Here is a 12,153-nt window from a genome sequence, read left to right as displayed (position 1 = left end):
CCCACCCCCGCCGCTGCCGCCGCTCCCCCCGTTGTTGCCGCCCATACCCCCGCCGTTGCCGCCGCTCCCCCCGCCGTTGCCGCCGCTCCCTCCGCCGTTGCCGCCGCTCCCCCCGCCGTTGCCGCCGCTCCCCCCGCCGGTCGGCTGACACGTCTCGTCCGTGTCCTCCCCCTTGCACGCCTGCTCGTTCACCAGGGAGTCGACACACAATCCCTTGGCGATGCAGGTCGATTCGGGATTGCAGATTTCACCGATACACTCCCCGCGCATCTTGACCGGCAGTTCGAGGGGCGTCGACGGGATGAAACGCAGGCGCCTGCGGGCCACGATGCAGCCAAGCCCCGGCGCCGGCGTTTGTTCCGGGTCGTTCAAGCAGCTCTCGGCCGTGAGCCCGACACCCGTGACCACCTTGATGGCGATCGCCTCGTTCTTGGCGCTCTTCGGCAAGAGCACGATCGCCCCGATACGCCCCCCGTTGCACTCACCGGCCACGGCGCCCGGATCCCGGATCGTGTCGGCGGACTGCGCCTCGTTGCTCACCACGATGGCCGTGCTGTCGATCTGAGAGCAATCCAGATCGGTCACGATCTCCAGCGTGATCTGCGTGGGTTCGAGGCACCCCCCGAACGCCGCCGCGACGGAGACCGTGAGGGCCGCCAGGATCGGGCGACGGAGCTTCCCCTTGCTCATGGGCGCGAGTGGACATCCGCGCCCGGAACGCGTCAAGCCGAGAAACTCGTTGTACGCAGAGAAACGCTTTCGCGTGCGTTCATTACGGACCGAGCTCCGGAAATTCGCGCCGCAGATCCTGCTCCAGCTTCCCCGCAGGCGCGAGCTTGCGGAGCCTTTCGAATGCCCCGAGGCCCGCTGTGCGCCGCCCCGCCGCGAGGTAGACCCGGACGAGCCACGCCGCGATCACCGCATTGTCGGGCAGCGCCAGAGCCGCGCGCTCCAGGCGCTCTGCCGCGGCCCCGGAATCGCCCGCCTGGTACAGGCTGAGCCCCGACGCGAGCAGGAGCAACGGATCGCCGTCCTCGAGCGCCGACGCGCGCCCCACGAGCGCAAGCGCCTCGTCCTGCTTGCCCGCCGCGCGCGCCGCCCGGATCGCATTCGTGTAGAGCGGCTCGTACCGCGGAAACGCCTCGATCCCGCGCCCGAGGACAGCGAGCGCCTCCTCATACCGCCCGGCGCGGTTCAAGAGCACGCCGAGGTTGTTGTGGATCTCCGCCACGTTCGGCCGGCGCGTGAGCCAGAAGCGCATCGACGCCTCCGCCTCGTCGAGCCGCCCGGCCTGCATCGCGTCCACGGCGAGGTTGTTCTGGTAGAGCGCGAGGGCCGTGCCGTCGTCGATGGTGTTGTACAAAGAGAGCGTCCAATCGGGCGCTTCCTTGGCGAAGTCCATCACGACCGCCATCGGCCCGCTGCCATACCCGACGGCCACGTGCGACGACAGGAAAAACGACCCATTTTTCTCGTAATGCCCCTCGACCTTGCGCACGTACACGAAATACACGGGCACGTCGAGGTGCCGCGCGAGCGCCGTGAAGAGATGCGCATACGAGACACAATCGCCCTGCCGCGCCCGGAACCCCGCGCGCGCCGTGAGCGACTGGCTCTGCGCATATTGGAACGAGAGGTCGTCCCGCAAATACCGCGAGAGCCGCCGCAGGCGCTCCTCGGGCGTGCCCATGCGCCCCACCACCCGCTCGACGTCCGCCTTCATCTCGGCGTCGATCCCCAGCGGATCCTCGACGGAGACGCCCTCGGCGCGCGCCTCCCGCACGAGGTCCTCGATCGTCACCGCCGGCCCCTTCGGCGGGCGCACGGCAGGCTGGCAGCCCGCCGCCCCGACGAGCCACGCGCCCACGAGCAGCCACCGTCGCCCCCACGCCCCGCGCACCACGCCCAGTGTAACCCATCTTGGTTTCATCTCGAAGCCGCTTCGCTGGGGCGTTGCCCCAGGCCCCAGCAGGGGGCTGTCCGCCCCCTGCACCCCGGACCAGCCAGGGGCTGGACCCAAGCTCGATGAACTGCGCGATGCGCAGTTCATCGAACAGGCCCGGGTCAAGACCGGCAGCCGCGTTGCCGACCAAGCGAGCCGCGCTGTGGGTTCGACGGGCACCCCCGCTTCTTCGTCGGCCTGTTTGAAAAACTGCGCATCGCGCAGTTTTTCAACCCTGGGTCCAGCGCCTCGCTGGTCCGGGGTCGAGGGGGCGGACAGCCCCCCGCGGGGACGGGGGCGGAGCCCCGGGGGCGGCGCGGCGCTTCCTGGAGGACGGCGCTTGACCGCTTTTGCGGTTTCAGCTTGCTTTGACTTCATGAAGCGTCCTCGGACCTCCGAGCCCGATCTCTTCGACGACTCCGTGGAAGAGCCGGCGAAGGCCCCGGAGGAAGAGGCGCGCACCTCGGTGCCGCCGCCCGCGCGGATCTTCTCCGTGCCCCCGCCCGTCGATCCTGCCGGAGGCGAGGGCTTCGGCGTCGAGCCGCTTGATCGTTACGTGGAGCGACGACAGCTCGGCCGCGGCGCGATGGGCGAGGTCGCGCTCTGCAAAGACAGCCGCATCGGCCGCGACGTCGCGCGCAAGGTGATCCTGCCGATCTACCAGTCCGATCCGCAGGTCCGCGCGCGCTTCCTGCGGGAAGCGCGGGTCCAAGGGCAGCTCGAGCACCCCTCGATCGTCCCCGTCTACGACCTCGGCGTCGACATCGAGGGATCGATTTACTTCACGATGAAATGCCTGCGCGGCCTGACGCTCGCGCAGATCGTGAAGGGCCTGCGCAAAAAAGACCCGGCGATCGTCGAGGCCTACAGCCGCCAAAAGCTGCTCCGCGCGTTCTCCGCGGCCTGCCTCGCCGTGGACTTCGCCCATTCCCGCGGCGTGCTCCACCGGGACCTCAAACCCTCGAACGTGATGCTCGGCGATTTCGGCGAGGTCTACGTCCTCGACTGGGGCCTCGCGAAGCTCCGCAAGGACGCCCCCGAGGTCGCGCTCTCGCTCGATGATTCCTCGGACGACCTGAAGACGGCCGCCGGAAAGATCCTCGGGACGTTCGGGTACATGTCGCCCGAGCAGGCGATGGGGAAGGTCACCACGCTCGACGCGCGCAGCGATGTCTACTCGCTCGGCGCGATCCTCTTCGAGATCCTGACGCTCGACGCTTTGCACATGAAGGATACCTGGAACGCGATGATGCTCGCGACGCTCCAGGGCGTCGACGGGAGCGCAAGGGCCCGCGCCCCGACGCTCGACCTGCCCCCGGAGCTCGACGCCATCTGCATCAAAGCCACCGCGCTCGATCCGGACGCGCGGTACGCCTCGGCCCGCGATCTCCACGACGTGATCGAGCGGTTCCTCGCCGGCGACACGGACGTCTCGGTGCGCCGCGAGATGTCGAGCCGCCACGCCCACGCCGCCGAGGCCGCCGCCCGTCGCGCCGACGTACCTGGCCCCGAGGCCGCCGAGGCCCGGCGCGAGGCGATGCAGGAGGTCGGCCGCGCCCTCGCGCTCGACCCGACGAACCGCGACGCGCTCCGCCTCCTCGCCCGCATCATCACCACGCCGCCGAGCGAGATCGTCCCCGACGCGCGGGTGGAAGTGCGCGCGCGGGGCTTTGGCCGGCTGCGGCTCGCGCTGCGGGACGGCGTGCGCTTCGATGTGGGGAACCTGATCCTCTTGATTCCGCTCGCCCTCTGGATGGGCGTGCGGAGCACGGCGCACGTGCTCGCGATCGTGGGCCTCTCGGCGATCTCGGCGGCGCTGAAGCTCCTCGCGGCGCAGTCCGAGGAGGTGCGCCGGCTCTACGTCTTCAGTTATGGCGCCTTTCTGTTCAACATCCTCGCGCTCGGCTTCGTGACGCGCGCGTTCGGCCCGCTCTTCTTCGTGCCGATGCTGCTGTCGATCTTCACGTTCTCGTTCTCGATGACGCACTCGGGCCGGTTCCGGGCGGCGATCCTCGCGACGGGCTCGCTCGGCTTGCTCGTACCGCTCGGCCTCGAGCTGCTCGGGGTCATCCCGCGCTCGTACATGTTCCAGAACGGGACGATGGTGATCCTGCCGCAAGGCGTGTCGCTGCCCGAGGTGCCGACGCTCGTGGCGCTGACGCTCGGGAGCGTGTTCCTGATCGTGGCGCCGAGCGTGATCATGGGGCGCGTGCAGCTCGCGCTGCGCGAGGCCGAGATGCGCTCCGCGATGCAGGCGTGGCACCTGCGCCAGCTCCTGCCGGACGAGGCGCGCTCGGCGACGCCGCCGCCGCCGCCGGTGTCCAAGCTCGGGGGCTGATTGCCGGAGACAAACGGCCCGCGGAAAGGTGGATTCGGGAAGGATGGGCGCGCGGGCCCGGGAGCGGGCCGCGCGCCGAGCGCGGATGTGGGGTCAGTGAATCGGCGTCGGAAGGAGCCGGGCCGTGGTGGTGCCGTCCCCGAGCTGCCCGTGTTCATTGAGGCCCCACCCGAGGACGCGGCCGTCCGCCGTCTCCGCGAAGGTGAAGGTGTTCCCCAGCTTCACGATGACCGGGAGGCCACCCGCGGGCAGGCCCTGAACGGCGGTCGGCAACGACCTGTCGGTGTTGGTCCCGTCCCCGAGCTGCCCATGGGCGTTGTACCCCCAGCAAAGCGTCTTCTTCGACTGGGTCAGGGCGCAGGTGTGGTACCCGCCCGCCGCGAGGGCCACGACGCCCGCGCTCAGGCCGGCCACGGGGCCATAGGTCAGGGCCACGCCACCGGCCGTCCCGGTGCCGAGCTGGCCGTTGCCGTTGTATCCCCAGCAGTTGACCGCGCCCGCATTGGTGAGGGCGCAGGTGTGCAGCCCGCCCGCCGCGATGCCGACGACGCCGCTCAGGCCAAGGACGTCGACGGGGGTGTGCGCTGTCGCTCCGCTGTTGTTCCCGAGCTGGCCATACGCATTGTATCCCCAGCACTTCACCGTGCCCGCGGCGGTGACGGCGCACGCGTGCATGCCCGTGCCATTCGGGTGGTTCGACGGCCCGATGCCGATCGCCTTGACGCCGGAGCCCAGGCTGTCGACGCTCGTGGGGACGTTGGCGCTGACGGCGTCCCCTTTCCCGAGCTGACCATGGCCATTGTATCCCCAGCACGCGACAGACCCACCGTTGGTCAGCGCGCACGTGAACTCGAGTCCGGACTGGATGTCGACGACGTCGGAGAGGTTCAGCACGTCAACCGGGGTGAGGCTGCTCAGGTTCGTGTTGTTGCCGAGCTGGCCTTGGTTGTTGTACCCCCAGCACTTCACCTTCCCATTGGTGAGCAGCGCGCAGGTGCTGAGCGTCCCCGTCGATACCTTCTTCACCGGTCCGCCCAGGCCGAGGACGGTGACCGGAGACGTGCGGCCGGTCTGGGTGCCGTCCCCGAGCTGGCCGTGAACATTGTAGCCCCAGCACATGACGCCGCCGCTCCCGGTGATCCCGCAGCTATGAAAATCGCCCGCCGAGATGCCCTTCAGGGTGAGGCATGAATTCCCATTGTTGATCGTCGCGTACCCCGGCTGGCACGTGAAGCCACACGCGCCGAAGGTGCACGACGTGGCGCTCCCGTTGGGCGGCGGCGCGCAGCTCTGGCCGCAGGCGCCGCAGTTGTTCGGATCGTCGTCGATATGCGTGCAGAAGGCCGACTCACCGGCGCCGCACGTGTCATACCCCGTCTGGCACGCGCCGCCGCACGTCCCATTCGAGCAGACTTCGCCCGGCGCGCACGCGTTCCCGCAGCTCCCGCAGTTCTGCGGATCGACCGACACGTCGACGCAGAGCTTGGTGGCGCCGACGGTGCACGTGGACGTGCCCAACGTGCAGGCGCTCGCGCAGAGGCCGCCCGCGCAGACCTCGCCCGACGCGCACGCAAAGCCGCAGCTCCCGCAGTTCTTGGCGTCGTTCTGGAGGTTCGTGCATTGACCGCCGCAAAGCGTGCCGTTGATGCCACTGCAGGCGGCCGCGCAGACGCCTTGCGAGCAGCCCTCGCCCACCGGGCACGCATGTCCGCACGCGCCGCAGTTCTGCGGGTCGTTCGGGAGCTCTGCGCAATACGCGTCCGCGCCGGCCCCGCAGGTCGTGTATCCGCTCGCGCACGTCGCGGCGCACTGCTCGCCGGAGCAAACCTGCATGCCCGCGCAGGCGTTCCCGCAAGCGCCGCAGTTCTGCTTGTCGTTGTCCGTGTTCACGCAGAGCCCTTGGCAGCTCGTATCGGCGTACCCGCTGCAATGCGGCGCGCAGCTCCCGTTCGAGCAGAGCTGGCCCGCGGGGCAAACGACGCCGCAGGCGCCGCAGTTCTGCGGGTCGTCATGCACGTCGGCGCAATGCGTGCTCGCACCCGATCCGCACGTCGCCTCGCTCGCCGCGCACGTCGCGGCGCACGCGCCTCCCGAGCACACCTGGCCGGCGGCGCACGCGTTGCCACAAGCGCCGCAGTTGAGGTTGTCGGAGGCCGTGTCCACGCAGCCGCCGCCGCAGAGGGTGGACGTCTTGCCCGTGCAGGTCGCCGCGCATTGCCCGCCGGAGCAGACCTGGCCCGTGGGGCACACGAAGCCACAACCGCCGCAGTTTTGCGGATCGAGGCTGATCGTCGCGCAGTATTGGTTCATGCCGACGCTGCAGGTGGTTTGCCCCGGGCCGCAGCCGGCCGCCTGGCAAACGCCGCCTTGGCAGGCGCTCCCCGCCGGGCAGGCTTGGTCGCACGCGCCGCAGTTCGCCGGATCGACCGAGGTGTCCTTGCAGGCATCCCCGCATTGCGTGGTTCCGCCCAGGCAAACGACGCCGCAGACGCCCGTCGAGCAGAGTTCTCCGGCCGGGCAGGCCTGGCCGCACGCGCCGCAGTTCTTCGGATCGAGCGCCGTGTCGACGCAGGTGCCGTCACAGTCGGTCGTGCCGCTGCCACACACCGAACCCCCGCTCGACGACGTGCCGCCCGCGCCGCCCATCCCGCCGCCGCCGCCCGCGCCGCCCGCGCCGCCCATTCCACCGCCGCCCGAGCCCACGGTCGTCGCCGGGCTGCCGCCCGCGCCCCCCGCCGTCGCCGACTCGCTATCCCCGCAGCCCATCAAGGCGAACGCCGAGGCGCTCCACAACACCACGGTCGCCACGCGACCACCTATCCCGAAGTTCATGACGTCTCCTTCATTTCGTGGATGAGCAACGCGCACGCAGCAAAGCGGGGCCCGTCGTTCCAATCGTCCACGATTGTGCCGGCTACCGTTCGTAACCGAATCAGGCGCGCCGATGCATAAGATGTCGATAATCTCTCGATAAGATGGCCCCGCGATTTCGTGCGCGTCGGCGCCGCTCCCCATCGACGTGCGGCCCCTCACCCGACGCAAAGGCGCACATCGTCGACACCCCCCTGGTCGTCCCCTACAGTCCTGGGCTACGATCGTGCGAAACGCGCCGCGCTCGTCCCCATCGCCGCGGACCAACGTAAAAGCTCGCTCGACGCGGTTCATCGGACGGGAGCCCGAGCTCACAGCCCTCCACGCCCGCCTCTCCACCGAGGTCCTCGTGAGCGTCCTCGGCGCGCCGGGCGTGGGCAAGACGCGCCTCGCCCACGAGTACGCGCTCCGGCGCGCCGAAGCCTATCCAGGCGGCGCGTGGATATGCGATTTAACCAACGCCTCCGGCGTCGATGGCGTCTGCGGGGCGCTCGGCGCGACCCTGGACGTCCCCCTCACCGCGGGCCACAGCGCGGGCATGCTCGCGCAGCTCGCCGACGCGATCGCCGCGCGCGGCCGGGTGCTCGTGATCCTCGACAACTTCGAGCACCTCGTCGTCCACGCCCAGGCGACGCTCCCGGTCCTGCACGAGCGCGCGCCGGACGCACGCTTCCTCGTCACCTCACGGACACGAACCGATGTCGAGGGCGAGGCCATCCTCGAGCTCGGTCCGCTGCCTCTCCCCCAGGGGAGCGCCGACGTCGCCGACTCCGAAGCGGTCCGCCTCTTCGTCGATCGCGCCGGGCTCGTCGCGCACGGCTACGCCCTCACGACGGACGAAGCGCCCCGCGCGGCCGCGCTCGTGCGCGAGCTCGATGGCCTGCCGCTGGCGCTCGAGCTCGCCGCCGCGCGCATGCGCGTCTTCTCCACGGCCACGCTGCTCGACCACCTGCGCCGCCGCTTCGACGTGCTGGTGCGCGGGGCGTCGAGCGGCGGGCCGCGGCACGGCTCGCTGCGCGACGCGATCGACGCGTCGTGGAGGGCGCTCGATCCCTGGGAGCAAGCCGTCTTCGCGCACTGCGCCGTCTTTCGCGGCAGCTTCGATCTCTACGCGGCCGAACGGGTCATCGACCTCGGCGAGGGCGCCCCGCGCGTGGCCGACGTGCTCCAGTCGCTCCGGGATCGATCGCTGCTCGCGCGCGAGGCGCCGCGCGAGGGCCCCGACGACGCGCGCTTCACGCTCTACCTCAGCATCCGTGACTACGCGTGGGACCGGCTGCGCGAGCGAGGCGCGGAAGACGCCGCCGTCGCGCGGCACGCGGCCTACTACGAAGAGCAGGCGAGCCTCTGGGCCACGAAGGCCGACGGGCCGGAGGGCGTCGAGGCCCGGCGCTGGCTCCTGGCCGAGCGGGAGAACCTGCTCGCGGTGCATCGCCGCGCGTTCGAGCGCCTCGGGCCAGCGCGCGCCGAGGACGTGCGCACGGCGGCGCGCGTCGCGCTCGCGCTCCAGCCGGCGCTCACGGTGCACGGGCCGCTCCGCCTGGCCGCGGCCCTGCACGACGCGGTCCTCGGCGCCTCGGGCGCGGCCGGGCTCGACGCCGACCTCCGCGCGCGGGCGCTCGCCGCGCGCGCCGAGGTGCACCGGCTGATGGGAGATTATCCGCGCGCCCTCGCCGATGCAGAGGAGGTGAGCGCCCTCTCGACCCAAACCCGCGACCACGACGCGCTCGTGCGAGCGCGCTTCACCAGGACACTCGTCCACCTCTTTCAAGGTCGTCTCGCCGAGGCCCATGCAGCACTCGAACGCGCGCGCGGGCTCATCCTGCCCGACGATCGCCGCCTCCAGGGGCGCGCCCTGAGCGTGCTCGGCGTGATCCGGGTCTTCGAGGGCGCGCAGGACGAAGCGCGGGATTCCTTCCTGAAGGCGCTGCCCCTCCACCGCGAGGCGGGCGACATCCATTTCGAGGGAATGGCGGAGGGGAACCTCTGCATCACGCAGATCCATTTCGGGCGCCTCGAAGAAGCGCGTGAGCACGGCGAGCGCGCGGTCGCCCTTCACCGCGCCCTCGGCAACCGACGGAACCTGGCCAATTGCTTCAGCAGCCTGGCGTCGATCGCCGACGAGCTCGGCCGCTCGGACGAAGCGGAGGCCTACTGGGAACAATCGATCCGCATCGCGGGCGAGATCGGCGATCGCTACACGCTCGGCGTGGTCCTCGGGCACCAAGGGAGCCACCTCTTCATGGCGCAGCGGTTGAGCGAGGCGCGGGAGAGCTGCAAGCGCGCGCTCGTCAGCCTGCGCGATCAGCACTCGATGGAGGTCGCCATCCACGCGTGGCTCGGCAGCGTCGAGGCGACGGCCGGGCGGCTCGACGCCGCGCGCGAGGCGTTCGCCGAAGCAGAGCGCCCGAGCTGGGCGCGGGAGCGGCCCGCGAACGCCGCAGTCATCCACTACCTGCGCGGGCACCTCGACCTCGCGCTCTCCCGTGAAGCCACGGCCGGCGGCGACCTCGCGGGCGCAGAGCAGCACCTCACCTCCGCGAAACGACGGCTCGCGGCGGCGCCCCTCACCCCGCCGCGCCTCGAAGCCACGCGCGCGCGCCGCTCGCTCGAGCAAGCGCTCGTCACCCAGGGACAGCCGTCCGAGGACACGGCGCTGCTCGTCCATCCCGAGGGGGAGTGGTTCCGCCTGCCCTCGGGCAGGCGTGTGGACTGCTCGCGTCGGCGCCTGCTCGGGCGCCTCCTCGTCGCCTTGACGGAGCAGCGCCTCGAGCGACCCGGCGCGCCGATGTCGGTGAAGGATCTCGTGGCGAAGGGATGGCCGAACGAGCGCATCCTGTCCGGCGCGGCCGTCGCGCGCCTTCGCGTCGCGCTGAGCAGCTTGCGCAAGGAGGGGCTCGGCGCGCTCCTCCTGAACCACCCCAAGGGATACTTGCTCGACCCGAACACCCCCGCGCGGTTCGCCCCGCGCGGCGAATGACCCGCGCCGCGGGCGAGTTACTCCTGCCCGATCGCGATCCCGAGCGTCTGGCGCACCGCGAGGTAACTCTCCGACACCGAGTACGCGAGCAGATCCTTCAGTTTGTCCGAGGGGAGCGGATCGTCGGGGAGCGTCGGCTCCGCGGCGATGAGCTTCTTCGCCACGCCGAGATCGCCGCACAGGATGAACCCCGCGCGCGTGGCCGTGAGCTCGACGGCGCGGAAGTACCGGCCGATGTCCGCCTCCTCCCGCTCCGAGATGAACTTCCGCACCACGACGCGGAGCCCGTCCTGCTCGCGGGGACCCATGAACGAGCGCAACGCCTTCGCCGTCGCCTCGGCGCGCGTGTCCACGTCGCGCGGCGTGTTCGCGTCGGGCATCACCATCTTCACGGCCGCGTGGAAGATGACCCGGAGCTCCTCCGCGCTCGGGAAGAGCTGCTTGATGTAGTGCTCGCCGCGGTACATCGCGAGGTGTTTGCCCGCGACGAACGCGAGCTCCTCCTGGGACAAACCGCCGAGCAACGTCTGCCCCACGACCGACGCGGGCGGCTCCGTCGGCACCGCGACGATGCCGCCGGGCACGTCGCTGCGCACGAAGAGCGCCGGGCACGTGACGCCGATGACGCGCGACGCCCAGCCCATCGTCCGCACGAAGGGCACGCTCGACGTCGTCGGGTCTTGCCGCAGGAAGGGATCGAGCGCGAGCAGCTCCTTGCGTTGCCGGAGCGCCTCCACCTTCGCCTTCATCGCAGCACGCGCGAGCATCTCGAAGATCTTCCCGACGAGCAGGCTCTGGTCCTCGTGGAACACGTGGCGCGCCCAGAGGTCGCTGTCGAAGCGGCTCTTCACCTGGATGCGGCCGTCGGGGCGGTAGTCCTGGAAGTAGGTCACCTGCTCCTCGTCCGCCTCGCGCAAGAACGCGAGCGCGGCCGCCGCGCACCACGCCGGATCGTAGGCGCCGCGATCCACGCTGAGCCGGTAGATCGCCCGGTAGGCGTCGACCTGCCCGGGATCGACGCGCAGCACGGACTGGTACGAGGCGATCGCGTCGTCGACCTGCCCGATGTGCGCGCAGAGCTCGGCGATCGTGAGGTGATCGGCGATGGCCTCCTCGCGCGTGGCGTTGCGCAGGGCCATGCGGAAGGCCTCGACGGCGGCGCCGGGGTTGTCGAAGAGGTCGCGGTAGATCTCGGCGAGCTTGAACCACAGCCGGTGCTTGAGCGAGGTGTCCTCGGTGCCCGCGTGCCGGTGCAGCATCTTGCGGTAGGCGCGCTCGATCTTCTTCCAGTCGGCGCGGCCCTCGTGGATCGCCACGACCTGATCGAAGGCCTCGACGAGGCTCGGGTTCTTGTCGAGCGCCTCGTCGAGCAGCTCGAGCGCGCGATCCGTCTGGTCGAGACGATCCACGTGGACGAGCGCGAGCTGGTAGAGGTAGCGCGCTTTGCGCTCGGCCGTGGGCTCGGCGGCTTCGAGCTTGCGGAACACGTCGCAGAGCTCGGCCCACTTGCCGTCGAGCTCGAGCTGCATCGCTTGCTCTTGCAAACGCGCGCGCTCCTTCGGCGGCATCGGCGGCGCCGCGGCCTTGGGCGGAGGCTCGCGCCGCACGGGGATGGGCGGAGGCCCGGCGGGCTTGCGCGGCGGCGCCTGCGGCGGCGTCTGCGGCGGCTTCGGCGGCAGGACGGGCTTCGTCGGCCGCTGGCTCGGGCGCGAGGGGTCGTTCGGCGTGGGCCCCGAGTCCGAGAGCTTCGGCCCCGAGTCCGTCAGCTTCGCCGCGGAGTCCGTCAGCACCTGCGCGGACTCCGTCAGCGCCGAGTCCGTCAGCGCGGGCGCGGACTCCGTCAGCGCCGAGTCCGTCAGCACCGGCGCGGGGTCGGAGAGCACCGGCGCAGAGTCGACCAGCGACACCAGCGCGGAGTCGAGCAGCGAGGGGCCCTCCGCAGCGGCCGCAGGCGCGGGGGTCGCCGCCACGGCCGCAGGCGCGGGGGTCGCCGCCACGGCCGCGGGCGCAGGCGTCGCCGCC

6 protein-coding genes are annotated in these 12,153 nt (G+C 71.0%); 2 read left to right on the top strand and 4 right to left on the bottom strand.

Annotated elements, in window-relative coordinates:
• Positions 1 to 690 (bottom strand): hypothetical protein (locus tag QHF89_RS48985; protein WP_284721979.1); only part of this gene is annotated, 690 nt, incomplete at its 3' end.
• Positions 691 to 772: 82 nt separating this feature from the next.
• Entirely contained in the window at positions 773 to 1,900 is a 1,128-nt protein-coding gene (locus QHF89_RS48980) for a tetratricopeptide repeat protein (protein WP_284721978.1), read from the bottom strand.
• Positions 1,901 to 2,318: 418 nt separating this feature from the next.
• Between QHF89_RS48980 and QHF89_RS48975 the strand changes: the two genes are divergently transcribed.
• On the top strand, positions 2,319 to 4,280 hold the full coding sequence (locus QHF89_RS48975) for a serine/threonine-protein kinase (protein WP_284721977.1): 1,962 nt from the start codon (positions 2,319 to 2,321) through the stop codon (positions 4,278 to 4,280).
• A 93-nt stretch (positions 4,281 to 4,373) separates the two neighbouring features.
• Here the strand turns inward: QHF89_RS48975 and QHF89_RS48970 are convergent, their stop codons facing one another.
• A complete protein-coding gene (locus QHF89_RS48970; RefSeq protein WP_284721976.1) occupies positions 4,374 to 7,112 on the bottom strand; it encodes a hypothetical protein in 2,739 nt (912 codons plus the stop codon).
• Between the two features lie 388 nt (positions 7,113 to 7,500).
• On the opposite strand from QHF89_RS48970, the gene QHF89_RS48965 reads away from it, so the two are divergent.
• Positions 7,501 to 10,131, top strand: coding sequence for an ATP-binding protein (locus tag QHF89_RS48965; RefSeq protein ID WP_136972082.1), 2,631 nt, complete (start codon positions 7,501 to 7,503; stop codon positions 10,129 to 10,131).
• 17 nt (positions 10,132 to 10,148) lie between these two features.
• On the opposite strand, the gene QHF89_RS48960 is transcribed toward QHF89_RS48965, so the two are convergent.
• The coding region (locus QHF89_RS48960) for a tetratricopeptide repeat protein (RefSeq protein WP_284721975.1) at positions 10,149 to 12,153 on the bottom strand (2,005 nt) is incomplete at its 5' end.

It is taken from the genome of Polyangium sorediatum (assembly GCF_029946465.1).
GTDB lineage: Bacteria > Myxococcota_A > Polyangia > Polyangiales > Polyangiaceae > Polyangium > Polyangium fumosum.
This window is presented reverse-complemented; position numbering and strand designations above follow the sequence as displayed.